The organism is Streptomyces sp. NBC_00727 (assembly GCF_045161745.1).
Classification (GTDB): Bacteria; Actinomycetota; Actinomycetes; order Streptomycetales; family Streptomycetaceae; genus Streptomyces.
Genome location: NZ_CP108981.1, coordinates 4,390,601 through 4,415,635, shown reverse-complemented (window position 1 = coordinate 4,415,635; position 25,035 = coordinate 4,390,601). Strand labels below are relative to the sequence as shown.

Sequence of the window (25,035 nt, the reverse complement as noted above, 5' to 3'; positions counted from 1 at the left end):
GTCAGTGGAAGAAGTGCCGCGTACCCGTGAAGTACATCGTCACGCCCGCCTTCTTCGCGGCCTCGACCACCAGCTCGTCGCGGACCGAACCGCCGGGCTGGGCCACGGCCTTGACGCCGGCCGCGGTCAGGATCTCCAGCCCGTCCGGGAAGGGGAAGAACGCGTCGGACGCCGCGTACGAACCGGCCGCCCGCTCCTCACCGGCGCGCTCGACGGCCAGCTTCGCGGAGTCGACGCGGTTGACCTGGCCCATGCCGACGCCGACCGAGGCGCCGCCCTTGGCGAGCAGGATCGCGTTGGACTTGACCGCGCGGCACGCCTTCCAGGCGAAGGCCAGTTCCTTCAGCTCGTCGGCGGAGAGCGCCTCGCCCGTGGCGAGCGTCCAGTTGGCCGGGTCGTCGCCCTCGGCCTGGAGACGGTCGGTGACCTGGAGCAGCGCACCGCCGTCGATCGGCTTGACCTCGACCTCGCCGGCCGGGGCCTCGGGGGCGCGCAGCACGCGGATGTTCTTCTTGCGGGACAGGATCTCGACCGCGCCGTCCTCGTACGCCGGGGCGACGATGACCTCGGTGAAGATCTCCGCGACCTGCCCGGCCATCTCGACGGTCACCGGACGGTTGACGGCGATGACACCGCCGTACGCCGACAGCGAGTCGCAGGCGTGGGCGTTGCGGTGCGCGGTCGCGACGTCGTCGGCGATCGCGATGCCGCAGGGGTTGGCGTGCTTGATGATCGCGACGCACGGCTCGTCGTGGTCGTACGCGGCGCGCCGGGCGGCGTCGGTGTCCGTGTAGTTGTTGTACGACATCGCCTTGCCGTGCAGCTGCTCGGCACCGGCCAGGCCGCCGGTGCCGGAGGCGTAGAGCGCGGCGGGCTGGTGCGGGTTCTCGCCGTAGCGCAGGACGTCCTGGCGCTCGTACGTCGTACCGAAGAAGTCCGGGAAGCCCGAGTCGTCGGCGGCGGCGTAGTCGTCGGCGAACCAGCCGGCGACGGCCACGTCGTAGGCGGCGGTGTGCTGGAACGCCTCGGCGGCGAGCCGCTTGCGGGCGGTCAGGTCGAAGCCGCCCGCCTCGACGGCGGCGAGCACGTCGGCGTAACGCTCCGGGCTGGTGACGACGGCCACGGACGGGTGGTTCTTGGCGGCGGCGCGGACCATCGACGGGCCGCCGATGTCGATCTGCTCGACGCACTCGTCGGCGGTGGCGCCGGAGGCGACGGTCTCCTTGAACGGGTAGAGGTTGACAACCACCAGGTCGAACGGCTCCACGCCCAGCTCGGCGAGCTGCTCGCGGTGCGCGTCCAGGCGCAGGTCGGCGAGGATGCCGGCGTGAACGCGGGGGTGCAGCGTCTTGACGCGGCCGTCGAGGCACTCGGGGAAGCCGGTCAGCTCCTCGACCTTGGTGACCGGGACGCCGGCGGCGGCGATCTTTCCGGCGGTGGAGCCGGTGGAGACCAGCTCGACACCCGCCTCGTGCAGACCGCGGGCGAGGTCTTCGAGCCCCGTCTTGTCGTAGACGCTGACCAGGGCGCGACGGATGGGCTTATTCACCGACATGACCGAGATGAACCTTTCGTCCCTCAATGCGATAGCCGTCGCGGGCGAGCCGCCCCACGGCCTCGACGAGCAGCTTGCGCTCGACTTCCTTGATGCGTTCATGGAGGGCCGCTCCGCCCTCCGGGGTGTCCTCTTCGGTCACCTCGACCACGCCCTGCGCGATGATCGGACCGGTGTCGACACCGTCGTCGACGAAGTGGACGGTGCACCCGGTGACCTTCACGCCGTACGCGAGCGCGTCACGCACGCCGTGGGCACCGGGAAAGCTGGGGAGCAGGGCGGGGTGGGTGTTGACGAACCGGCCGCCGAACCGGGCGAGGAACTCCTTGCCCACGATCTTCATGAAACCGGCGGACACGACGAGGTCCGGCCGGTGCGCGTCGGTGGCCTCGGCGAACGCGGCGTCCCACTCCTCGCGCGAGGCGTGGTCCTTGACGCGGCACACGAAGGTGGGGAGCCCGGCGCGCTCGGCCCGTTCCAGGCCGGCGATGCCGTCGCGGTCGGCGCCGACCGCGACGATCCGGGCGCCGAAGCCCTCGGGGTCGTCGCCGATCGCGTCGAGCAGGGCCTGCAGGTTCGTACCGGAACCGGAGACCAGGACGACCACACGGGCCGGGGCGGCGGAGGGAAGCGGGGAGGCCACGGCTGGGCCCTTTCTCGCGTGCGAGCGGTTCGAAGCGGCCGGCCCGCCGCCACGGCACCGGGGCGGCATGCGATTTGTACGGTCGTACGAAAGAAGCGCGCTCCCCGATACGGGGAACTCTACGAACGGGCCGACCGTCAGCAACGATACCGGCACCTCGCCGGGCCCCTGCCTGACGGGGGGAGGCAGCCCCGGCCCGCCCGTCCACGCGCACGAGCCGCGACGCCCGCGCTCCCCGCTTTCGGCCCCTCCTCGCCGGAAGGTAGCGTCAGGGGCAGCGAACCGTCCGCCGGGCGGAAACGACGAGATGGGGAAGACGTTCACCACATGCCGGACCGACGCCGCACCGCCTTCCGCCAGCCGCTGCCCGAGCGGGCCACCCTGCTGATGCGCGAGCGCTCCTCTTCGTCTTCCTCCTCTTCCTCCGGCTCCTCCGACGCGTCCGGAGGCCGGCGGGACGACGACAACCCGTTCGCGCCGCCGCCCGAGGGCCGCCCGGACCAGCCCTGGCAGCCGCGCCACCCGTCCGGCGGGGGCGACTCCGCCGGGGGCGATGACCAGCACGCGCCCGAGGGGCAGCCGTCGGACGACCGGCCCGTGTGGGGCAGCCAGTGGAGCAGCCAACAGCCGGGCCGCCAGAACGGCCCGTTCGGCGGCCGGCCCGCCGGACCGGGCGGACCGACCGGGAAGGGCGGGCCCAACGGCGCCCCCACCGGCCCGCGCTGGGACCCGACCGACCCCATCCAGCGCCGCGCGCGCTACGCGCTGCTCACCGGCATGTGGGCCTTCTTCTTCGCGATCTTCGACTTCTCGGAGATCGCCCTGCTGCTCGGCGCGCTCGCCACGTACTGGGCGGTCAGCGCCCTGCGGGCCAAGCCCAGGCCGCCGGTGGCGGCGGGGGCCGCCGACCCGGCCGGTGCGGCGACGCCGGCGCCGGGCGCCGGAAGGGACACGCCCCCGTCGAACGCCCAGGCCGCCCAGCGCGGGGGCCGGCAGCAGACCACGGCCGCGGTGAGCGGTCTGGTGACGGGCGTGGTCGCGCTGGCGATCGTGGCGACGACGTTCACCGTGCAGATGGTCTACCGCGACTACTACACCTGCGTGAACGACGCCCTCACCAAGTCGGGCCGGCTGACCTGCAACGACCAGCTCCCGGAGCCGCTGGAGCCGTTCTTCGGGGTGAAGCGGTAACGCTGCGCTAGGCGCCGGCGGCGGGCGCGTCCGGCTCGGAGGACGGTTCGGCGTCGGCGTCGGCGTCGAGCTCGGGATGCGGGGGCGTCGGCTCCTGGCCCGGGCGTTCGGGCTCCGGGCGCGGAGCCGCGGGCTCCTGGCGTGTGTGCCACGGGTCGGTCGGCAGGAAGTCGTACGAGTCGAGGTCCGGGTCTCCCCCGCCGGACGGCGGGACGGGGACGGGTGCTCCGGTGGGCTGCGGCTCGTCGGCGGTGCGGGCGGGCCGGGACCACCACCTGCGGCGGGGCTCTGCCAGTTCGGGGACGGGCACGGCGACGGGCGCCTTGTGGTCCGCCTCGGCCTCCGTCGCGGCCTCCGTCCCGCCCGCTTCCTTCGTACGTCCGCGCAGCCGCCAGGCCCGCAGCAGCAGGGCCGCCGGGACGCCGATGACGGTCGTCCACGCCAGGGCCGCCGCCCCGGTGAGCCACCAGACCGGGCCGAATTCCGCCAGGGCGTGCGTGCCGAGCGGGCCCCCGGCCGCCGCCGCCAGCAGCGCGGCGCCGATGCCGCAGCCGACCGCTCCCAGCGCGGTGGTGAGCGCGGTCTCTCCCGGGCTCCACGCCTCCTCCCGTACGTCCGGGTCCGGCACGGCCCTCCGTACGGTGAACCAGGCGACGGCCATCGCCGCCGCCACCGGGACCGCCCCGGCCGCCCAGTTCAAGGGGGTGCCCGGGCCGTGGGCGGGCATCGCGGCCAGCAGCGGGAAGTCCGGGACGGCCGGGGGCCCGGTGAAGGCGATCGGGGTGACCGTCGACGCCGTACCGAGGGCGAAACCCGGGCCGAGCCCATACGCCGCACCCCAGACCGCCGCGTTCGGCACCAGTCCCAGCGCCAGCAGGAGGACCGCGACGCGGCCGCCCCAGTCGCCGGCGAGCCCCAGGAAGGATTCCCGCACCGGTGCGCCGTGCCAGACCAGGGCCGACGCGACGACCAGGGCGCCGCCGCCCAGCAGGACCGCGGTCCCGGCCACCGCCGCCCGGCCCACCGAGTCGGCCCGCCGCACGAACCGGGTGCGCGCCATCGCCTCGTGCAGCCGCACGGGCGCCCAGGAGGGCGGCGGGCCCAGCGGGCGCCCGCAGGCCGTCCAGACCCCGGCCGCGGCTGCGCCCGCCACGACGAGGGCGGCGGGAAGGAGCAGCGAGAGCGGGCGGGCGGACAGCGTGGCGTCCCGCACGTAGAGGGCGACCGCCCCGCCGACCAGCAGGTATCCGCCCGTCACCGAGGCGAACGCGCCGCCGGGCGACGGGGCGTCGCGCCCCTCGTCGGGCTCCAGGACGTCCCGGGCCGCGCGGTGCACGAGCCACACCGGCAGGACGGCGAGCAGCAGCGGAACGACCCCCATGGGCGCCGGGGCTCCGGTCAGCGTCCCGGTCCTGATCAGCTCGGCACCGTGCGCGAGCAGCCACAGCCCGGCCGCCGCGTGGAACGCCTCGCCGGGCCCGCTGTCCGGGGCCGGCGAGCTGATCCAGAGCGCGGCGACGAGGACGGAGACGGAGCCCAGGCCGAGCCCGGCCGCGAGCGCTCCGCGCAGCACGGCCGCGACCAGCACGGCGGGTCGTCCCTGCTCGGCCGACAACGACGGGCTGCGTTCGGTCACTTGGGTCACGCGGTCATGCTGCCAACGACACGCGCTTATTCCGTGTAACGGGCGAACGGCCGTGGTGTCGCTCAATATACGTTTATGTACTTTTTGACCCGGTGCAGGCCGTGTGGGTGGCCGTCATGACGCAGAGCACGTCCGACGCGACCGCCGCCTCTCCGCTCCCCTCGCCGAAGGAGCGGCGCAGGCTGCGGAAGGCGAAGTCGCTGACGGAGGAACAGGTGGCGGCGGCCGTGGGCGTGACCCGGGCAACGGTACGGGCCTGGGAAACCGGCCGCACCAGCCCGCGCGGCCGCAAGCGCGAGGCGTACGCCCGCCTGCTCACCGATACCGATGCGGTGCCCGGCACCGCGCCCGACGCCGAGCCGGCCGAGTCGTCGGCGCCCCCACCGCCGGCCCCCGTCGAAGCCACCGGGAGCGAGGTCAAGGCCGCCACCGAACCCGGCGAAACCACTGAACCGGACGAGGCCGGGGAGGCCGGTGCGGCCAGTACGGCCGGTGCGGCCAGTACGGCCAGTACGGCCAGTACAGCCAGTACGGCCAGTACAGCCAGTACGGCCAGTACGGCCGTCTCGCCTGAGGTCAGCGCGTCCGCCTCGGGCGCGGCGCCCGAGGCGGCCCCGGCGGCCCCGGGCGAACCGGACGATGTCGCCGACACCGCCGCCTCCACCGACGCCGCCGAAGGCGGCCCCTCGCCGGCGGAGGCGTTCGACGCGCTGTACCAGCACGCCGCCTCCGCCCTCTTCCGGCAGACCTACCTGCTCACGGGGCGGCACGCCCTGTCCCGCGCCGCCGTGGCCAAGGCGTTCGAGCTGGCCTGGGAGCGGTGGCCCGAGGTGGCGGTGGACCGGGACCCGGTGGGGTGGGTGCGGGCCGCCGCGTACGAGTACGCGATGTCGCCGTGGCGCCGGCTGAACCGTGAACACCGGCGTCCCGACCCGCCCCCCGAGGCCCCCGACTCGCGCGCGCTGCTCGACGCGCTGCTCGCCCTGCCCCCCTCGTACCGCCGCACGCTGGTGCTGCACGACGGTGTCGGGCTCGGGCTGCCGGACACCGCGGCGGAGACCGAGGCGAGCACGCGGGCGGCTGCCGGGCGGCTGGTGACCGCGCGGGCGGCCGTCGCCGAGCGGCTGCCCGAGGCCGCCGGGTCCGCGTCCCCGGACGAGCTGTCCGCGCTGATCCACGAGCACCTGGGGACGCTCGCCCGCAGCCGGTCCGCCTCCTCGCTCCCCGTACCGGAGCTGATCCGTACCGGCAGCGAACGCAAGGCGCAGCTGTGGGCCAGGACGGCCATCGCGTTCACCGTACTGATCGTCGGGCTGACGCTGATCACCCTGGCGACGGCCCCCCGGAAGTACGAGACGCCCCCGTCGCCCGCCCAGAAGGTCGGCGGCGTCCCGCCGGTCGGCGGTCCGCAGAAGCTGACGCCGCAGGACGTGAAGCTGCGCAAGAAGCTCGGCGACGAGCTGTTCAACGGCCCCGCCCGGCTGGTCCCCGAGACCGGCTGAACCGGCCCGGCGCACAACGACGCGGGCCCGCCCCCGGTGAGGGGACGGGCCCACGTCGTGCGTACGGTGACACCCTGCCGCGCGAGCGCGGCGGCGGCGTCAGGCGCCGAGGATCTCGCGCGCCAGCTTGGCGGTCTCGGTCGGCGTCTTGCCGACCTTCACGCCGGCGGCCTCAAGGGCCTCCTTCTTGGCGGCGGCCGTACCGGAGGAGCCGGAGACGATGGCGCCCGCGTGGCCCATGGTCTTGCCCTCGGGGGCGGTGAAGCCCGCGACGTAGCCGACGACCGGCTTGGTGACGTTCTTCGCGATGAAGTCCGCCGCACGCTCCTCGGCGTCGCCGCCGATCTCGCCGATCATGACGATCAGGTCGGTCTCGGGGTCCGCCTCGAACGCCGCGAGGGCGTCGATGTGCGTGGTACCGATGACCGGGTCGCCACCGATGCCGACGGCGGACGAGAAGCCGATGTCACGGAGCTCGTACATCATCTGGTAGGTCAGCGTGCCGGACTTGGACACGAGACCGATGCGGCCGGGCTTGGTGATGTCGCCCGGGATGATGCCGGCGTTGGACTGGCCGGGGGTGATCAGGCCGGGGCAGTTCGGACCGATGATCCGGGTCTTGTTGCCCTTCGAACCGGCGTACGCCCAGAAGGCGGCCGAGTCGTGGACGGCGATGCCCTCGGTGATCACGACGGCGAGCGGGATCTCGGCGTCGATCGCCTCGACGACGGCGGCCTTCGCGAAGGCCGGCGGCACGAAGAGGACGGACACGTCGGCGCCGGTCTTCTCCATCGCCTCGGCGACGGAGCCGAAAACGGGCACCTCGGTGCCGTCGAAGTCGACGGTCGTGCCGGCCTTGCGGGGGTTCACGCCGCCGACGATGTTGGTGCCGTCGGCGAGCATGAGCTTGGTGTGCTTCATGCCCGTGGCGCCGGTCATCCCCTGGACGATGACCTTGCTGTCCTTGGTGAGGAAGATAGCCATGGTGGTCTGAGTCCCTCTTCCTTACTTCGCAGCCGCGGCGAGCTCGGCGGCCTTGTCGGCCGCGCCGTCCATGGTGTCCACGCGCTGGACCAGCGGGTGGTTGGCGTCGGAGAGGATCTTGCGACCCAGCTCCGCGTTGTTGCCGTCGAGACGCACGACGAGCGGCTTGCTGACGTCCTCGCCCTTCGACTTGAGCAGTTCGAGGGCCTGGACGATGCCGTTGGCGACCTCGTCGCAGGCGGTGATGCCACCGAAGACGTTGACGAAGACGGACTTGACGTCCGGGTCGCCGAGGATGATCTCCAGGCCGTTCGCCATGACCTCGGCAGAGGCGCCGCCACCGATGTCGAGGAAGTTGGCGGGCTTCACGTCGCCGTGCTTCTCACCGGCGTACGCGACGACGTCCAGGGTCGACATGACCAGACCGGCGCCGTTGCCGATGATGCCGACCTCGCCGTCGAGCTTGACGTAGTTGAGGTTCTTGGCCTTGGCGGCGGCCTCGAGCGGGTTGGCCGCGGCCTTGTCCTCGAGGGCCTCGTGCTCCGGCTGGCGGAAGTCGGCGTTCTCGTCGAGCGAGACCTTGCCGTCCAGGGCCAGGATGCGGCCGTCCTTGGTCTTCACCAGCGGGTTGACCTCGACGAGGAGCGCGTCCTCGGCGACGAAGGTCTCCCACAGGGTGACCAGGGCCTCGGCCACACCCTCGGCCACGTCGGCCGGGAACTTCGCCAGGGCCACGATCTCGCGGGCCTTGGCGATGTCGACGCCGTCGACGGCGTTGACCGGGACCTTCGCGAGGGCCTCGGGGGTCTTCTCCGCGACCTCCTCGATGTCCATGCCGCCCTGCACCGAGGCCATGGCCAGGAAGGTGCGGTTGGTGCGGTCCAGGAGGTACGAGACGTAGTACTCCGCCTCGATCTCCGGCGACAGCTCGGCGATCATCACCTTGTGGACCGTGTGGCCCTTGATGTCCATGCCGAGGATGTCGGTCGCGCGGGCGACCGCCTCGTCGGCGTTCGCCGCCAGCTTCACGCCGCCGGCCTTGCCGCGGCCGCCGACCTTCACCTGCGCCTTGACGACCGACTTGCCGCCCAGCCGCTCGGTCGCCTCGCGGGCTGCCTCAGGCGTGTCGATGACTTCACCGGCCAGCACCGGTACACCGTGCTTGGCGAAGAGGTCCCTCGCCTGGTACTCGAACAGGTCCACGCGCGTCCGTCCCTTATCAATGGTCTCGCGGTTGGTTTTCTGCGTGGGCGTGCCGCGAGGGGCAACGTGACTGCGGTGTCACTAGGAAGGCGCACACGGTGACCGGATACGCGGCATGTCCATCTCGCAGGTTATCCCCGAGCCCCGCGTGACCCTAAATCGCAGATCGCACCTGGGCGGTGATTACGGTCACAGAATCGCCCTGGTGGGGCCGTGGGCGCCGGTCAGGAGGGCTCCTTGTCGGGTATCGGCAGGGGCCGCTTCTCGATCGCGGCGGCCATCACGTCCGGGAAGAGGTCCGGCGTACACGCGAAGGCGGGAGCGCCCAGGGCGGACAGGGCGGCCGCGTGGTCGCGGTCGTAGGCGGGGGCGCCCTCGTCGGAGAGGGCGAGCAGCGTCACGAACTGCACGCCCGACGCCTTCATGGCCGCGACCCGCTTCAGCATCTCGTTGCGGATGCCGCCCTCGTACAGGTCGCTGATGAGCACGACGACGGTGTCGGCCGGCCGGGTGATCCGGGACTGGCAGTACGCGAGGGCGCGGTTGATGTCGGTGCCGCCGCCGAGCTGGGTGCCGAACAGGACGTCGACGGGGTCGTCGAGCTGGTCGGTGAGGTCGACGACGGCCGTGTCGAAGACGACGAGCCGGGTCTGCAGGGCGCGCATCGAGGCGAGCACGGCGCCGAACACGGACGCGTAGACCACGGACGCGGCCATCGAGCCCGACTGGTCGATGCAGAGGATGACGTCCTTCTTCACGGACTGCGCGGCCCGCCCGTAGCCGATGAGCCGTTCGGGTACGACGGTCCCGGCGCCGTCCTGGCCGGGCAGCTCCAGGTAGTTCTTGAGGTTGGCCCGGATGGTGCGGTCCCAGTCGATGTCGTGGTGGCGGGGGCGGGTGACCTTCGCCGACCGGTCGAGCGCGCCGGTGAGCGTGGCCCGGGTACGGGTGGTGAGCCGCTTCTCCAGCTGCTCGACGACCTTGCGGACGACGGCCCGGGCGGTCTCCTTCGTCGTCTCGGGCATGACCTTGTTGAGGGAGAGCAGCGTGCCGACGAGGTGCACGTCCGCCTCGACGGCCTCTAGCATCTCCGGTTCGAGCAGGAGCGCGGAGAGGCCGAGGCGGTCGATGGCGTCGCGCTGCATGACCTGGACGACGGGGCTGGGGAAGTACGTCCGGATGTCACCGAGCCAGCGCGCCACGGAGGGCGCGGAGGCGCCGAGCCCGGCGGAGCGCCCGCCGCCGCTCCGGCCGCCGGGGCGTCCGCCGCTCTCGTAGAGCGCGGTGAGCGCCTGGTCCATCGCGGCGTCGCGGCCGGTGAGCCCCCGGCCGGTGCTCTCCTCGCTGTCGGCGCCCAGCACCATGCGCCAGCGGCGCAGCCGCTCGTCGTGGGCGTTGTCGGTGGTGATCATGCCGTTTCCCCCAGGTGCGGGTCGTCGTGGTGGGCGGACGCTGTCGTCGCGGGGTGCTCGTCCAGGCCGAGGAGGAGGCGGAGGACCGGGACCACCGCGTCCGCGCGGGCCGTGTCCAGGACCGGTCCGAAGCCCGGGGCCGCCGCGCCCGCACCCGCCGGGGCACCGGCGCCCGGGGCCCCGCCGGGGGCGACCGGACCGCGTCGGACGAGGTCGCCCAGCGTGCGCCGCACGCCCGCTTCGTACGCGGAGAACGTGCGCCGCAGCAGGGGCAGCACATCGGTGAACGTGTCGGCGGGGACGCCGGTGAGCCAGGCGTCGACCAGGGCGAGCAGCCGTTCGTCGTGGACGAGGAGCATGCCACCGCCCGCGGCCCCGCCGACGAAGCCCTCGATCCAGGCGGCGGCTTCGGCGGGCGGGGTCCCCGGGGACAGGGCGAGGCCCATCAGCCGGGCGGCGGCGTCCTGGTCGAGGTGGCCCTCGTCCAGGAGCAGCCGGGCGGCCCGGCCTCGGATGACTCCGGCGACCGTGTCCCGGACGGTGAGCTTGTGCAGCACCGCGCGCCACCGCTCGCGCAGCCCGTCCGCGCTCGAAGGGACGGCTCCGGCGAGCAGCCCGATCGCGGTGTGGACGCCGTCCACCTGGCGGCGCAGCGCCTCGGCCCCTTCGGCGTCGAGCCCGGTGCAGGCGGGCGGCAGGCCGACGCAGATGCGTTCCGCGAGGCCGGCCGCGACCTCGCCGAGCGCGGTGGTGTCCGTCGCGCGGACGTCGCCGTAGCGCAGGGTGCGGGCGAGGGCGGGCAGGGCGTCGGCGAGGTGGCCCACGTCGGAGTCGAGCGCGGCGCGGTCGGCGAGGGCCCGCATCACGACCGGCAGGGCGTCGGGCAGATCGGCCAGCAGGCAGCGCTCGGCCAGCGCGGTCACCTCGGCGAGCGCGGTCGCGGCCAGGGCGTCCGACTCAGCGCGGGCGGTGGCGGCGGAGAGCACGGTGGTGCCCCAGACGCCCGCTTCCGCGACGCGCACATACAGCTCGGGCTCCCAGCGCAGCCGCCAGCTCTCACGGAACGTGCCGGTGCTCCCCCGGCCCGCGGCCGGTTCGCCCCAGCCGATGCCGAGGACGCGCAGCCGGTGCAGCAGGCGGCTGCGGGAGGCGTCGGTGTCCTTGCGCAGGTCGAGCTCGACCTCCCGCTCGTCCGCCTCCGGCTTGAGCCGCAGGGTGCGCTGCTGCCGGGTGAGGTCGCGCTGGAGCGGGACGGCGGGGGCGGTGTCGGGGACCTCGCCCAGCGTGGTGCCGACGACGAGGCGGTCGTGGACGAGGGCGAGCGGCACGTCGGAGCCGTCGCACATGACGGCCCGGATCGCGTCGGTCGTCTCGCTCAGCCCGGCCAGCGGCCGGCCGCGCATCGCGGCGAGCGTCCCGGCGAGCCGGACGGCCTCGATGACATGGGCGGACGACACGAACCGGTCCTCGTCGCGCAGGAGTCCGGCGACCTTCGTCATCCAGCGCTCGACGGGGCGGTCCGGGGCGCCGAAGAGGTGCTCGTACCAGCCGGGCGACTCGATCCCCGCCCCGTATCCGCTGTGCCGGGCGAGCCGGCGGTGGGTCCAGGGCACCCAGGTCAGCTCGGCCTTGACCTTGGGCAGGCCCTTGAGCAGGGCCCGGTCGGCGGTGAGCGTCGTACGCGTACGCAGGGCGGGGACGTGCCAGGCGCCGCAGACCACGGCGAACTCGTCGCCGAACTCCTTGGCGGCGGTCCGCAACTGGATGCGCATGTACGCCTCGCGGACCGCGTCCCGGGGGTGGCCGCCGTCGCCGTACGCCTCGCGCAGCGCGGTCATCGCCTCGCCGAGCGCGGCGAACGCGGCGAGCGGTCCTGCCGCCTCTCCCCTACCGGGCACGCGGTGTTCGACGACGTCCTCCCACCAGCGTTCGGGGTCGTCGTACCCGGCGGTCTCGGCGAGCACCCGGATCGGGTCGACGGGGACGGGCTGTTCCTCGGTGGTGTCGTCCCGGTCCGCCTCCGCGTCGGCCTCCATCGCCAACGAGTGCGCGGCGGGCAGGTCGATGAAGCGGACGGGCACGTCCCGGGCCAGGGCCCAGCGGATCGCGACCCACTCGGGGGAGAACTCGGCGAACGGCCAGAACGCCGCCCGTCCGGGGTCGTCCACCGCGTGGGCGAGCAGGGCGACCGGGGGCCGCATCTCCTCGTCGGCCGCGAGCGGCAGCAGCGCGTCGCCCTCGGGCGGGCCCTCGATGAGGACCGCCCGGGGGCCCGCCGCGTCGAGTGCGGCGCGGACGGCGCGGGCCGAGCCGGGGCCGTGGTGCCGCACCCCCAGCAGCAGCGGCCCCGAAGCGCGGGTGCCGGTCATGCGGACGCCTCCCGGCAGGCGCGGTAGAAGTCCTTCCAGCCGTCCCGCTCGCGCACCACGGTCTCCAGGTACTCCTGCCAGATCACCCGGTCCGCCGCCGGGTCACGGACGACCGCCCCGAGGATGCCGGCCGCGACGTCCCCGGGGCGCAGCACCCCGTCCCCGAAGTGGGCGGCGAGCGCGAGGCCGTTGGTGACGACGGAGATGGCCTCGGCCGTGGAGAGCGTCCCCGAGGGGGACTTGAGCTTGGTGCGGCCGTCGGTCGTGACGCCGTCGCGCAGTTCGCGGAAGACCGTGACGACGCGGCGGATCTCGGCGAGGCCGTCGGGCGCGGGCGGCAGGTCCAGCGAGCGGCCGACCTGGTCGACGCGGCGGGAGACGATGTCGACCTCCGCCTCCGGTGTGGCGGGCAGCGGCAGGACCACGGTGTTGAACCGGCGGCGCAGCGCGCTCGACAGCTCGTTGACGCCCCGGTCGCGGTCGTTGGCGGTGGCGATGACGTTGAACCCGCGCACCGCCTGGACCTCCTGGCCCAGCTCGGGCAGCGGGAGGGTCTTCTCCGAGAGGATCGTGATCAGCGAGTCCTGCACATCGGCGGGCATGCGGGTCAGTTCCTCGATGCGGGCGGTCATGCCCTGGGACATGGCGCGCATCAGCGGGCTGGGCACCAGCGCGTCGCGGCTCGGGCCGTGGGCGAGCAGCTGCGCGTAGTTCCACCCGTAGCGGACGGCTTCCTCCGGCGTGCCCGCCGTGCCCTGGACGAGCAGCGTCGAGTCACCGCTGACGGCGGCCGCCAGATGTTCGGAGACCCAGGTCTTGGCGGTGCCGGGGACGCCGAGGAGCAGGAGGGCCCGGTCGGTGGCGAGCGTGGTGACGGCGACCTCGACGAGGCGGCGCGGGCCCACGTACTTGGGTGTGATGACGGTCCCGTCGGGCAGGGTGCCGCCGAGCAGATACAGGGCGACGGCCCAGGGCGACAGGCGCCAGCGCTCGGGCCTGGGGCGGTCGTCGGCCGCCGCGAGCGCCTTCAGCTCGTCGGCGAAGGCGTCCTCGGCATGCGGGCGCAGGGCCTCGCCGGTGCTTGCTTCGGTGGTTTCGGACACGGTCATGGATCCCCCTCCGGATCGGTCGCCAGGTCGGTCGGCCGGATGTGGTTCCACCGTGCACCATGGCACTGACAATCGACCTTTGTGCAGGTCAGGGCGATTGTCAGTGGGGCCGTCTAACGTCGTTGGCATGCTGCTGACTGACGGGGGAGAACCCTTGGGCGCCGCTGCCTCGGCCGCGCTCCTGACGGCGGAGCAGGTGCTGGCCCTGGCTCCTGACGACGCCTCACGCAAGGCGGGCAACAAGCTCGGTGCGGCCGGCTCCTGGTCGGACACCGGGTGGGACGTGACGGGTGCGGTGTGGGGGCTGTGCAAGGGGAGCGGGAGCAAGCCGTACCGGACGGTGGTCGACATCACCGGCCCCGCGTACCGGTGCAGTTGCCCCAGCCGGAAGTTCCCGTGCAAGCACGCGCTGGCCCTGCTGCTGCTGCGCGCTTCCGACGACGCGGCGGTGCCCGCCGGGGCGCCGCCGGACTGGGCCGAGGAGTGGCTGGCCGGCCGCCGCACCCGCGCGGAGGCGAAGGCGCGGCCCGCCGGAGGTGACGGCGCGGCGGGACCCGCCGATCCGGAGGCCGCGCGCAAGCGGGCGGAGAAGCGCGCCGAGCGGATCGGCGGCGGCGCGCGGGAGTTGGAGCAGCGGCTGACCGACCTGCTGCGCGGCGGTCTCGCGGCGGCCGAGCAGGCGGGGTACGGGCTGTGGGAGGAGACGGCGGCCCGCATGGTCGACGCGCAGGCGCCCGGTCTCGCGGGCCGGGTGCGGGAGCTGGGCGCCGTCCCGGCGTCCGGTCCCGGCTGGCCGGTGCGGCTGCTGGAGGAGTGCGCGCTGCTGCATCTGCTGGACTCGGCGTGGCTGGGCCGCGACCGGCTGCCGCCCGCGCTGGCGGCCACGGTCCGCACCCGGGTGGGCCTGCCGGCCTCCCCGGAGGGCCCGCCGGTCCGCGACCGCTGGCTGGTCCTCGCCCAGTACGACACCCCCGAGGGCAAGATCGTCACCCGCCGCATCTGGCTGTACGGCGAGGAGTCGGGCCGCACGGCCCTGTTGCTCTCCTTCGGAGCGGCCGGCCGCTCCCCCGCCCAGGCCCTGCCCGTCGGCGTCACGATCGACGCCGAACTGACGCCTCACCCGGGCTCCGGGCAGCTACGGGCCGAGCTGGGCGAACGGGCCGGTGTGCCCGAGCCCGCCGTTACGCCCCCGCCGGGGGGCACGGTCACCGAGGCGATCGCCGCGTACGGGCAGGCCCTGGGCGGCGACCCATGGCTGGAGTCCTGGCCGGTGACCCTGCGCGACGTCATACCCGTGCCGTCCCCGGACGGCTGGCAACTGGTGGACGCGGAGGGCGGGGAGGCCCTTCCCGTCGCCCCCGCCGCGCTGAACCGGCCGGCGCTCTGGAAGCTCGTCGCGGTCTCGGGCGGCGCACCGTTGACGGTCTTCGGCGAGTGCGGGCACCGGGGGTTCGACCCCTTGACGGCGTGGCCGTCGGGGGCGGGGAGCTCCGGTGTGGGCGTGACGGGTCCACGTACGACCGCCGTCGCCGCCGGTATCGAGACCGTCGCGCTCATCTGACCCCGTAGTCCGGCTCCGAAGGAGGGGCGATGTCCCGTACGACCACACCACCAGCCGCGCCGACAGCCGGTGCGGCCCCCGCTCACGGCGGGCTCGCCGACACGCTCGCGGCCACGCCGTGGGAGGAGCTCGTCACCTCGGCCCTGCTCGGCACGGACCGCCGGCCGCCCGAGGGCGCTTCCGGCACCGGCCCGGACGGCGCGGCGGCCGCTCTGCTGGACGCCGCCGCGCTGCACACCGTGCGGCGCCGGGCGGGGCTGCTGCCCGCCGCCGCGTCCCCGCCCCCCGCACCGGCGCCCGACGATCCCCGGCCGCCCCTGCCGCAGGCCGCCCGTGGCCGGCTGGCCCAGCTCCTCGCGGACCGGGCGGCGGGTTCCGGCGGCCGGCGGGGGACGGCCCCGGACCTCACGGAGCTGATCCCGCAGTGGCTGGCCACCGCCAATGTCCACGGCTACCGGGCGCCGGACTCCGCCCTGCCCGCGCTGCTGGACGCGGCCCGGGCCCGGACCGATCTGCGCCCCCAGACCCTGGAGTTCGCGGGGCCGCGGGGCCTGTGGCTGGCCGGGCTGAATCCGGAGTGGAAGTTCGCGCTGCGCGGCGCGTCCGGGACCGCGCTGCTGCCGTCACCGGACGATCCGGAGGCGGTGCGACGGCTCTGGGAGGAGGGCCTGTTCGCGGAGCGGATCGCGTTGCTCGGGGCCGTCCGGGCGCGGGACGCGGACGCCGCCCGTGCGCTGCTGGCCGCCACCTGGAAGACGGAACGGGCCGAGGACCGGCTGATGTTCGTCGACTCGTTGCGCACCGGGCTGTCCGCCGAGGACGAGGAGTTCCTGGAGCGTGCGCTCGCCGACCGCAGCCGCAATGTCCGGACGACGGCCGCCGAGTTGCTGTCCGCGCTGCCCGGTTCGGCGCTCGCCCGCCGGATGGCGGACCGTGCGCTGTCCTGCGTGAGCCCCGGGCTCACCGGCGACGCGCCGTTCGTCGCGGTGGAGGCCCCGCACGAGTGCGACGAGGGGATGCAGCGGGACGGGGTGGTGGCGCTCCCGCCGTCCGGCCGGGGCGAACGCTCGTGGTGGCTGGGCCAGTTGGTGGAGGCGTCGCCGCTCACCGTCTGGCCGGCGCGGTTCGGCGGGCGCGGCGCGGAGGAGATCGTGGCGTTGCCGGTGGCGGACGGCTGGGGCGAGGAGCTGCACGCGGCCTGGTGCCGGGCCGCGGTGCGGCAGCGGGATGCCGCATGGGCGCGGGCGCTGCTCGGCCCGCCGTCGACGCCCCCGTCGAACGGCCCCGGCACGGCCTCGCTCGCCGAGCGGGCGAAGCTCCTGGCGGTGCTGCCCCCGGCGGAACGGGCGGCCTGGGTGGGCGACTTCGTCGCCGCGCACGGCTTGTCGGAGGCGTTCCAGCTGCTGGGGGTGTGCCCGGTCCCGTGGGCGCGGCCGCTCGGGCGGGCCGTGGTGGACGCCCTCGACATAGCCAGGGACGCGGGCAGCTACCCGTGGAGCTTCAGCGGCGTCATGGGCCTGGCCGAACGCTGCCTCGACCCGTCGGAGGCGAACCGCCTGGAGGTCCTGACGACGACCCCGGCCGAACCGGCGGACGCCTCCCCCGGCGCGAACGGCTACTGGTCGGAGGCCTTCCAGCGCCTGGTCTCCACGTTGCGCCTACGCGCCACGATGGACAGCGAGCTGTCCGGGCCCCCGGGGCGCTGAGGCCCCCGCGGGCCGCCCCGGCCGCCCCGGCCTGCCCGGCCGGGCCCGGGGCGGCGCCCCCGGCCGCTCCCGCACCGGCCGCCCGGGCGCGGGCCCGGCACGGACAGCCCTGCGGCACGTACTGCGCCGGCAAACGCCCCGGCCCTCGGGCTCCGGGCCCCCGGGCTCCCGGCCCGGCTACGCCTCGGCCGGGGTGCGGACGTTCGCGTTGACCCAGTCGACGATCGCCGTCGTCGTCGCTCCGGGGGTGAAGATCTCCGCGACACCCTGTTCCTTCAGGGGGGCGATGTCCGCCTCCGGGATGATGCCGCCGCCGAAGACCTTGATGTCCTCCGCCTCGCGCTCCTTCAGGAGCTCGATGACCTTGGCGAAGAGCGTGTTGTGCGCGCCGGAGAGGATCGAGAGGCCGATCGCGTCGGCGTCCTCCTGGATCGCGGTGTCGACGATCTGCTCGGGCGTCTGGTGCAGCCCCGTGTAGATGACCTCCATGCCGGCGTCGCGCAGCGCCCGCGCGATCACCTTCGCCCCGCGGTCGTGGCCGTCGAGGCCCGGTTTGGCCACCACTACACGGATCGGACCGGTCACACCCATCTCTGCCTCCACCTGCGTCTCCCGTGCCTGAAGGGCCGGGGATGTGAACGAACGTTATCCACAGCATCCCGCAACCCGCAGTTTCGCGGTGAGCCGGGAGGGGGAAATCACACATGGGACATCGTTCACGGGCACTGGTCCCAGGGCCCGCGGCGGCTTCGCCGTGTGGGACCGGGCGCCCGGGGAGCCGCATCGGGTCGCCGTACCACCGCGCAGTCAGCCGCACGGCACGGTGGTACGGGCCTCCGTCCGACACGGACACCGTCCGCAGGGACCTGCGACGCGGCGCCCCGCCGGTCCGCAGGGACCTGCGACGCGGCGCCCCGCCCGGGCGGACCGGAGCCCCCGGGACACCGGAGCAGGAGGCCGACCATGAAGACCCCCAGCCTGCCGTTCCCCTCCCCGCCGACCGCACTGCTCAGAGCGACCGCACTGGAACTCGTGGTGCTCGCCGGGCACGCCCTGCTGTATCCGACCGGGATCACCGGTGAACGGCGCCCGGACCGGGCCCCGGCCGCCCGGTGCGCCCCGGCCGCCGAGGGCGTCCGCACGGACATCCCGTCCGCCGACGGCACCGACCGGCCGCCCGTCGTCTTTCTGCACGGTTTCATCGACAACCGCTCGGTCTTCGTCCTGCTGCGCCGTTCGCTGGCCCGGCACGGCTGGCGCCATCTGGAGTCGCTCAACTACTCCCCGCTGACCAGCGACATCCGTACGGCCGCCGAGCTGCTGGACCGGCACATCGAGGAGATCTGCGTCCGCACGGGACACCGCCGGGTCGACATCGTGGGGCACAGCCTCGGCGGGCTCATCGCCCGCTACTACGTGCAGCGACTGGCCGGTGACCACCGGGTCCGCACCCTGGTCACGCTGGGCACACCGCACGCCGGCACGTCCGTCGCCCCGCTGGCCGGAGCGCTGCCCATCGTGCGCCAGATGCGCGAGGGGTCGGCCCCCATCGAGGAGCTGCGGCTGCCCGCGCCCGGCTGCCGTACCCGGTTCGTCAGCTTCTGGAGCGAACTCGACCGGGTGATCGTCCCCGCCGAGGCGGCCTGCGTCGACCACCCGGACCTCGACGCGGTCAACGTACGCGTCACCGGCATCGGGCATCTCGCGCTGCCGGTGCACCCGGCGGTGGCGGCCGCCGTACGCCAGGCGCTGGACGCGGCGGACCCGGCCCAGGGGGCCTCCGGAGCCACCGGTCCCGCATCCGCCGCCTAAATCCGAACAGATTTCGAACATAGAGCCAAGGGTCTGTGCGGGCTCCGCCGAAAGACGGCCGATTGCCCGGATTCCCGAGCCCGGCGGCGCCGTCGAAGATTGTCGACGGCGGATACCGCCGGGTACAGTCGCGGCCACTGCTTAGCCCCGGGGCCCCCACGCCCCGGACGGGTCCTGCTGCCGAGGCGAGAGAGAAGTTGGTGAACGACCAGCACCCCCACGCCGCCGGGTATGCCGGATACGACGGCCACCCCACGGGCAGCTTCGACAGTGACCCGCTCTTCGGCTCCCTTCCCGGCGCCTACGACGCCTCGTACGACACCAGCGGCGGCTACGGCCTCCCGTACACCGGCGGACAGGCCGACTACAGCGGCTCGTACGACTCCACCCAGTGGGACACGGGCGCGCACCAGACCCTCGCGGCCGGCCACTACGACGGCTACCCGGCCTACGCCGACCAGGCGCAGCAGCACCCGCAGTACGACGTGACCCAGTACGACGGAACGCCGCAGTACGACACCACCACGACCTGGCTGCCGACGGAGGGCTACGCCCCCGGCATCCCGTCCCAGGGCGGCGCGCCGGACACCTCCGGCCAGTGGGACACCACCACCTGGACCGCCGCGACCGCGTGGCCGTCCGAGGACACGGCCTCGTACGACACCGGCGTGTACGACGCCACCGCCTGGAACACCGGCGCCACGCCCGGGCACGAAGAGCAAAATGTGCAAAGCCCGGCCGCCTCGAACGAAGCCGAACAGCCGGCACCGGCGGAGCCGTACGAGAGCTACGGGGCGTACGACCACGCCGGCTCCTACGACCACGACCCGTACGAGCCCTACCGCACCGCCGCTGAGAGCGGTGACGAGGCCGGCGGTCATCCCGAGCCGGACGCCGAGCCCGACGCCGTGGACACCGAGCACTCCGATCCCGCCCCGGCCGGGGCCCGCCGCGACGCCGCCCGGCCCGCCGTCCGCGCCGGGGGCCGCAGCCGCAGGCGTACCCCCGCGAAGCGCTCCGCACTCCTCACCGTCGCCGTTCCGTCCGCCTGCGTGATGAGCGTGGCGGGGATCGCCGCCGCCTCCGTGAGCGGCATGGGCGGGGACGAGACGCAGAAGGACGCGGCCACCACCATGGCCGCCGCCGACCCCGGCACGGTCAAGCCGGTCGCGGCCAACAACGCGCTGGACACCCAGCTCGCCAACCTCAGCGCCGACGCGGAGAACTTCGCGGACCGCGCGAGCCGTACCCAGGAACGCATCGACCTGAAGGCGCGGCAGGCGGCCGAGAAGAAGAAGCGCGACCAGGAGGCCGCCCGCAAGGAGGCCCTGCGCCCCAAGTTCGTGCTGCCGGTCAAGCAGCACGGGCTGAGCGCGTACTTCGGCCAGGCGGGCGTCAACTGGATGTCCGTGCACACGGGCATCGACTTCCCGGTCCAGTACGGCACCCCGGTGATGGCCGCGACCGACGGCACGGTCCGCACGCAGTACAACAGCGCCTACGGCAACATGGCGATCGTGACCATGGCCGACGGCACGGAGACCTGGTACTGCCACCTCAGCAGCACCCGTATCCGCTCGGGCCAGGTCAAGGCCGGCGACGTCATCGCGTACTCGGGAAACTCCGGGAACTCGACCGGTCCGCACATGCACTTCGAGGTGCGGCCCGGCGGCGGCGCGGCGATCAACCCGCTGCCGTGGCTGCGCAGCCACGGGGTCGACCCGACCTGAGCAGCGCGAACGACTACGGCGGCCGGGGCCTCGGGGGCTCCGGCCGCCGCTCGTTTCTCAGAGCTTCTGCACCGGCGCGTACCGAAGGAGCAGCTTCTTCGGGCGGTCGTCGCCGAAGTCGACCGTGGCCTTCGCCTGGTCGCCGACGCCCTCGACCGCCGTCACCGTGCCGAGGCCGAACTGGTCGTGCGTGACCCGGTCGCCCGCGACCAGTGTGATCGTCGGCTTGTCGGAGGTGCGCCGGGTCGCGAAGCCGGAGGGGCCGGAGCGGGCGCGGGAGGCGGAGAGCGACGAGGTGATCCCCGAGGTGGGGCCCGCCGGGGCGGCCATCGGGCCCTTGCGCTTCCAGTCCAGGTGCTGGTCCGGGATCTCCTCCAGGAACCGCGACGGCGGGTTGTACGAGGGCTGGCCCCAGGCGCTGCGCATGGCGGCCCGGGTCAGATAGAGGCGCTCGCGGGCGCGGGTGATGCCGACGTACGCGAGGCGGCGCTCCTCCTCCAGCTCCTTGACCTGACCGAGCGCCCGCATGTGCGGGAAGACGCCGTCCTCCATGCCGGTCAGGAAGACGACCGGGAATTCGAGGCCCTTCGCGGTGTGCAGGGTCATGAGCGTGATGACGCCGGAGCCGTCCGTGTCCTCGTCGGGGATCTGGTCGGAGTCCGCGACGAGCGCGACCTTCTCCAGGAACTCCGCGAGCGTGCCCGCGCCCTCCTCCTCGCCCCGGTCCTGCTCGAACTCGAGGGCGACGGCGGCGAGCTCCTGGAGGTTCTCGACGCGGGTCTCGTCCTGCGGGTCGGTGGACGCCTGGAGCTCGGCGAGATAGCCCGTACGCTCCAGAACCGCTTCCAGGACCACGGCGGGGCCCGCGCCGGACTCGACGATCGTGCGAAGCTCCTCCATCAGCGTGTTGAACCGCTTCACGGCGTTGGCGGAGCGGGCGGCCATGCCGTACGCCTCGTCGACGCGGCGCAGCGCCTGCGGGAAGGTGATCTTCTCGCGCAGGGAGAGCGCGTCGATCATCGCCTCGGCGCGGTCGCCGATGCCGCGTTTGGGGACGTTGAGGATGCGGCGGAGCGGGACGGTGTCCTCCGGGTTGGCGAGGACCCGCAGGTAGGCCAGGACGTCCCGGACCTCCTTGCGCTCGTAGAAGCGGACGCCGCCGACGACCTTGTACGGCAGGCCGACGCGGATGAAGATCTCCTCGAAGACACGGGACTGCGCGTTCGTCCGGTAGAAGACGGCGACGTCGCCGGCCTTGGCGTCGCCCGCGTCGGTGAGGCGGTCGATCTCCTCGGCGACGAACTGGGCCTCGTCGTGCTCGGTGTCCGCGACGTAGCCCGTGATGCGGGCGCCGGTGCCGGCGTTGGTCCAGAGGTTCTTGGGACGCCGGCTCTCGTTGCGCTCGATGACCGCGTTGGCGGCGGACAGGATCGTCTGGGTGGAGCGGTAGTTCTGCTCCAGCAGGATCGTCGTCGCGTCCGGGTAGTCCTCCTCGAACTGGAGGATGTTGCGGATGGTCGCGCCCCGGAAGGCGTAGATCGACTGGTCCGCGTCACCCACCACGCACAGCTCGGCGGGCGCGTCCTCGGGGCCGGCCGGGCCGACCAGCTCCCGTACGAGGGTGTACTGGGCGTGGTTGGTGTCCTGGTACTCGTCGACCAGGACGTGGCGGAAGCGGCGGCGGTAGTGCTCGGCGACGTCCGGGAAGGCCTGGAGCAGGTGGACCGTCGTCATGATGATGTCGTCGAAGTCCAGCGCGTTGGCCTCGCGCAGCCGGGCCTGGTACATCGCGTACGCCTGGGCCAGGGTCTTCTCGAAGCCGTCGGAAGCCTGGCCGGCGAAGGTCTCCTCGTCGATGAGCTCGTTCTTGAGGTTGGAGACCTTGGCGGTGAAGGACTTCGGCGGGTAGCGCTTGGGGTCCAGCTCCAGGTCGCGGCAGACCAGGGCCATGAGCCGCTTGGAGTCGGCCGCGTCGTAGATCGAGAACGAGGACGTGAAGCCGAGCTTCTTCGACTCGCGGCGCAGGATGCGGACGCAGGCGCTGTGGAAGGTCATGACCCACATGGCGTTGGCCCGGGGCCCGACCAGCTGCTCGACGCGCTCCTTCATCTCGCCGGCGGCCTTGTTGGTGAAGGTGATCGCCAGGATCTGGCCGGGGTGCACGCCCCGCTCGGCCAGCAGGTGGGCGATGCGGTGGGTGAGCACCCGGGTCTTGCCGGAGCCGGCGCCGGCGACGATGAGCAGGGGCGACCCGGCGTGCACGACGGCGGCGCGCTGCTCGGTGTTCAGCCCGTCGAGCAGCGCCTCGGGGTCGATGACCGGTCGGTGCGCACCATCGCGGTAGTACGCGTCGCGGGGCGGCGGGGGCCCGTCGAACACCCCCGCGAAAAGGTCCTCCGGCACCGCTTCGGGTGCGGAGTCCTCGGGGGGCGGCGGGGGCCCTTCCTCCTCGTGCTGGAGGCCGGCCAGGAAACTGTCGTCAAAGAGGCTGCTCATCGCTGTCCGAGTCTAAAGCTCTCCACTGACAGCGAGTCCCGCTCCGAAAAGGTCACGAAAATGTATCGGGCATATCGAACACCAACCTTCACAGCGGCCCCATGAGTTGGCTAGCGTGCTCGTTCGGACGGCCCGTACCCCCAAGGCGACCCACGCCGAACGTGCCTCCACGCCGAATCCGGGCCCGCCCGGAACCGGGGACCCACACGCATCACCGGGGTGAATCGGTCCGCCCCCACTGGACCGTAGGGCAGCCTTCCGTTCCGCCCGAACCCGACAGCTAACCCGGTAGGCGGTCCACGGAAGGAGATGCCGGCCTTGGCGTCGCATCGCAAACCGCGCACCCGGGTGCGCGCCACCGCCCCCGCCGTCGGGCTCACCTCGGCCGCGCTGGCCTCGGTGACCCTGCTGTCCTCGCAGAGCGCGATGGCCGCGCCCGCGCCCAAGCCAAGCATCGAGGAAGTCCAGAAGAGGGTCGACGACCTCTACCGGCAGGCGGGCACCGCGACCCAGAAGTACAACCAGGCCAAGGAGGCCACGGCCGAGCAGAAGACCGAGGTCGACACGCTGCTGGACGACGTGGCCAAGCGCACCGCGAAGCTGAACGACGCCCGCAGGACGCTGGGCAACTACGCCGCCGCCCAGTACCGCGACGGCACCCTCGCGCCGACCGCGACCTTCTTCCTGGCCGACGACCCGCAGTCGTTCTTCGACCAGACCCACCTCATGGACCGGATGGCCGAGCGCCAGCAGCAGGCGGTCACCGAGTTCCGTACGCAGCAGGCGAAGGCGTCGAAGCAGCGGACCGAGGCCGTGAAGAGCCTGGAGACGCTCACCGAGTCGCAGACCGCGCTGCGCACCAGCAAGCAGAACGTCCAGACGAAGCTGACCGAGGCCCGGACGCTGCTGTCGAAGCTGACCGCCGAGGAGAAGGCACGGCTGGCGGAGCTGGAGCGCAAGAAGGAGGCGGAGGCCAAGCGCAAGGCGGAGGAGCTGGCGAAGAAGCAGGCCGCCGCCAAGAAGGAGGCCGCGCGCAAGGCCAAGGACGCGGGCGGCAGCGGCACGGAGACGGGGGCGGGCTCCGGCTCGGACTCGGGCACGGGCTCGGGTTCGGGTTCGGGCTCCGGCAGCAGCGCCTCGACGAAGGCGGAGAAGGTCCTCGCGTTCGCCCGCGCCCAGATCGGCAAGCCGTACGTCTGGGGGGCGACCGGCCCCGCCTCGTACGACTGCTCGGGGCTGACGCAGGCGGCCTGGAAGGCGGCGGGCGTCGACATCCCGCGTACCACCTGGGACCAGGTGAACGTCGGGACGCGGATCGCCACGGACGACCTGCAACCCGGTGACCTGGTGTTCTTCTACGACGACATCAGCCACGTCGGGATCTACAAGGGCGACGGGATGATGATCCACGCGCCGAAGCCCGGGGCGAATGTGCGCGAGGAGTCGATCTACTACATGCCGATCTACGGGAGTGTGCGCCCGGCCTGACCGGGAAGAGGCCGGCCCGCGCGCGGGCCGGCCGCCGTGCCGCCGCTCAGGTCCAGAGCGTGGCGATGAAGATGTTCGCCATGGTCAGGGCGCCGACCGCCGCGAAGAGGCCCTTCTCGACCTTCTCCTCGTCCCGCTTGACGTAGACGAGCCCGAGGATGACGACCAGGATCAGCAGCTTGATCCCGATCTTTACGTTGTTCACGGGGTGGTCGTCGGCCTGGTCGAGTCCCACGAGGGCGACTCCGGTGACCAGCATGGTCAGCGCGCCGTGCAGCATGCCGGGGACGAACCGGGCGGTGCCGGCCTTCATCGCCTTCATCTGGCCGAGGAAGCCGCCGAGCAGGGCGGCGATGCCGATGATGTGCAGGGCGACGACGAAATCGATGAGTACGCGCATGGTTCCGCACCCTAGCCCCGGGGGTTCCGGCCCCTCGTGGGCAGGGTGGCCCCCTACGGGCCGCTTGAATGATGAATGCACTCTTTGCCGGTATGTGCGGCAATTTTTCCTGTCACTCACGCCTCACACGCGGTCGTTCAGTGACAATGCCACGCCAAGAGCGGGCAATAACCGCCATAACGACACCTTTCCGTGACCTCGGATTAGCGTCCCTTCCCGGTGGCCGGCC

18 protein-coding genes and 1 riboswitch are annotated in these 25,035 nt (G+C 73.3%); of the genes, 7 read left to right on the top strand and 11 right to left on the bottom strand.

The window, feature by feature from the left end; genetic code table 11:
• Position 1: 1 nt before the first annotated feature.
• Entirely contained in the window at positions 2–1,555 is a 1,554-nt protein-coding gene (gene purH / locus OG242_RS20050; RefSeq protein WP_405899463.1) for a bifunctional phosphoribosylaminoimidazolecarboxamide formyltransferase/IMP cyclohydrolase, read from the bottom strand.
• Positions 1,542–2,198: a phosphoribosylglycinamide formyltransferase gene (gene purN / locus OG242_RS20045; protein WP_405899462.1), complete on the bottom strand. Its 657-nt coding sequence runs from the start codon at positions 2,196–2,198 to the stop codon at positions 1,542–1,544. Before purN ends, purH begins: the two co-directional genes overlap by 14 nt.
• A gap of 327 nt (positions 2,199–2,525) precedes the next feature.
• Between purN and OG242_RS20040 the strand changes: the two genes are divergently transcribed.
• Complete coding sequence (locus tag OG242_RS20040; RefSeq protein WP_405899461.1) at positions 2,526–3,389, top strand: hypothetical protein; 864 nt, start codon at positions 2,526–2,528, stop codon at positions 3,387–3,389.
• 7 nt (positions 3,390–3,396) lie between these two features.
• On the opposite strand, the gene OG242_RS20035 is transcribed toward OG242_RS20040, so the two are convergent.
• On the bottom strand, positions 3,397–5,025 hold the full coding sequence (locus OG242_RS20035; protein ID WP_405901666.1) for a DUF6350 family protein: 1,629 nt from the start codon (positions 5,023–5,025) through the stop codon (positions 3,397–3,399).
• Between the two features lie 125 nt (positions 5,026–5,150).
• Here OG242_RS20035 and OG242_RS20030 point away from each other — a divergent pair, with 125 nt between their 5' ends.
• Positions 5,151–6,536, top strand: a complete 1,386-nt coding sequence (locus OG242_RS20030; protein ID WP_405899460.1) for a helix-turn-helix domain-containing protein — start codon at positions 5,151–5,153, stop codon at positions 6,534–6,536.
• Between the two features lie 99 nt (positions 6,537–6,635).
• Here the strand turns inward: OG242_RS20030 and sucD are convergent, their stop codons facing one another.
• From sucD to OG242_RS20005, 5 genes are all read right to left on the bottom strand, one after another.
• On the bottom strand, positions 6,636–7,520 hold the full coding sequence (sucD, locus tag OG242_RS20025) for a succinate--CoA ligase subunit alpha (RefSeq protein ID WP_266708217.1): 885 nt from the start codon (positions 7,518–7,520) through the stop codon (positions 6,636–6,638).
• 21 nt (positions 7,521–7,541) lie between these two features.
• The gene (gene sucC / locus OG242_RS20020; RefSeq protein WP_405899459.1) at positions 7,542–8,723 is read right to left on the bottom strand and encodes an ADP-forming succinate--CoA ligase subunit beta; all 1,182 of its coding nucleotides are present in this window, start codon (positions 8,721–8,723) and stop codon (positions 7,542–7,544) included.
• 224 nt (positions 8,724–8,947) lie between these two features.
• Entirely contained in the window at positions 8,948–10,135 is a 1,188-nt protein-coding gene (locus tag OG242_RS20015; RefSeq protein ID WP_405899458.1) for a VWA domain-containing protein, read from the bottom strand.
• Positions 10,132–12,504, bottom strand: coding sequence for a DUF5682 family protein (locus OG242_RS20010; protein WP_405899457.1), 2,373 nt, complete (start codon positions 12,502–12,504; stop codon positions 10,132–10,134). Before OG242_RS20010 ends, OG242_RS20015 begins: the two co-directional genes overlap by 4 nt.
• Positions 12,501–13,613 carry an AAA family ATPase gene (locus OG242_RS20005; protein WP_405899456.1) on the bottom strand — a complete coding sequence of 371 codons (1,113 nt, stop codon included), beginning with the start codon at positions 13,611–13,613 and terminating at the stop codon, positions 12,501–12,503. Before OG242_RS20005 ends, OG242_RS20010 begins: the two co-directional genes overlap by 4 nt.
• Before the next feature lie 127 nt (positions 13,614–13,740).
• On the opposite strand from OG242_RS20005, the gene OG242_RS20000 reads away from it, so the two are divergent.
• Together OG242_RS20000 and OG242_RS19995 are read left to right on the top strand one after the other, a co-directional pair.
• Positions 13,741–15,174, top strand: coding sequence for an SWIM zinc finger family protein (locus tag OG242_RS20000; RefSeq protein WP_405899455.1), 1,434 nt, complete (start codon positions 13,741–13,743; stop codon positions 15,172–15,174).
• A 29-nt stretch (positions 15,175–15,203) separates the two neighbouring features.
• Positions 15,204–16,880, top strand: a complete 1,677-nt coding sequence (locus OG242_RS19995) for a DUF5691 domain-containing protein (RefSeq protein WP_405899454.1) — start codon at positions 15,204–15,206, stop codon at positions 16,878–16,880.
• Between the two features lie 177 nt (positions 16,881–17,057).
• Here the strand turns inward: OG242_RS19995 and OG242_RS19990 are convergent, their stop codons facing one another.
• The gene (locus OG242_RS19990) at positions 17,058–17,471 is read right to left on the bottom strand and encodes a cobalamin B12-binding domain-containing protein (protein WP_147970519.1); all 414 of its coding nucleotides are present in this window, start codon (positions 17,469–17,471) and stop codon (positions 17,058–17,060) included.
• 372 nt (positions 17,472–17,843) lie between these two features.
• Between OG242_RS19990 and OG242_RS19985 the strand changes: the two genes are divergently transcribed.
• Complete coding sequence (locus tag OG242_RS19985) at positions 17,844–18,692, top strand: esterase/lipase family protein (protein ID WP_405899453.1); 849 nt, start codon at positions 17,844–17,846, stop codon at positions 18,690–18,692.
• A gap of 200 nt (positions 18,693–18,892) precedes the next feature.
• Positions 18,893–20,422 carry a peptidoglycan DD-metalloendopeptidase family protein gene (locus OG242_RS19980; RefSeq protein WP_405899452.1) on the top strand — a complete coding sequence of 510 codons (1,530 nt, stop codon included), beginning with the start codon at positions 18,893–18,895 and terminating at the stop codon, positions 20,420–20,422.
• A 57-nt stretch (positions 20,423–20,479) separates the two neighbouring features.
• Here OG242_RS19980 and pcrA read toward each other — a convergent pair whose 3' ends face one another.
• Positions 20,480–22,918 (bottom strand): DNA helicase PcrA, encoded by a 2,439-nt coding sequence (pcrA, locus tag OG242_RS19975; RefSeq protein ID WP_405899451.1) that lies wholly within the window; start codon positions 22,916–22,918, stop codon positions 20,480–20,482.
• A gap of 160 nt (positions 22,919–23,078) precedes the next feature.
• Positions 23,079–23,229: riboswitch (cyclic di-AMP (ydaO/yuaA leader) on the top strand.
• Between pcrA and OG242_RS19970 the strand changes: the two genes are divergently transcribed.
• The gene (locus OG242_RS19970; RefSeq protein ID WP_405899450.1) at positions 23,228–24,406 is read left to right on the top strand and encodes an NlpC/P60 family protein; all 1,179 of its coding nucleotides are present in this window, start codon (positions 23,228–23,230) and stop codon (positions 24,404–24,406) included. Its footprint overlaps the riboswitch before it by 2 nt.
• 46 nt (positions 24,407–24,452) lie before the next feature.
• Here OG242_RS19970 and OG242_RS19965 read toward each other — a convergent pair whose 3' ends face one another.
• Positions 24,453–24,806: a hypothetical protein gene (locus tag OG242_RS19965; RefSeq protein ID WP_405899449.1), complete on the bottom strand. Its 354-nt coding sequence runs from the start codon at positions 24,804–24,806 to the stop codon at positions 24,453–24,455.
• Between the last annotated feature and the right edge of the window lie 229 nt (positions 24,807–25,035).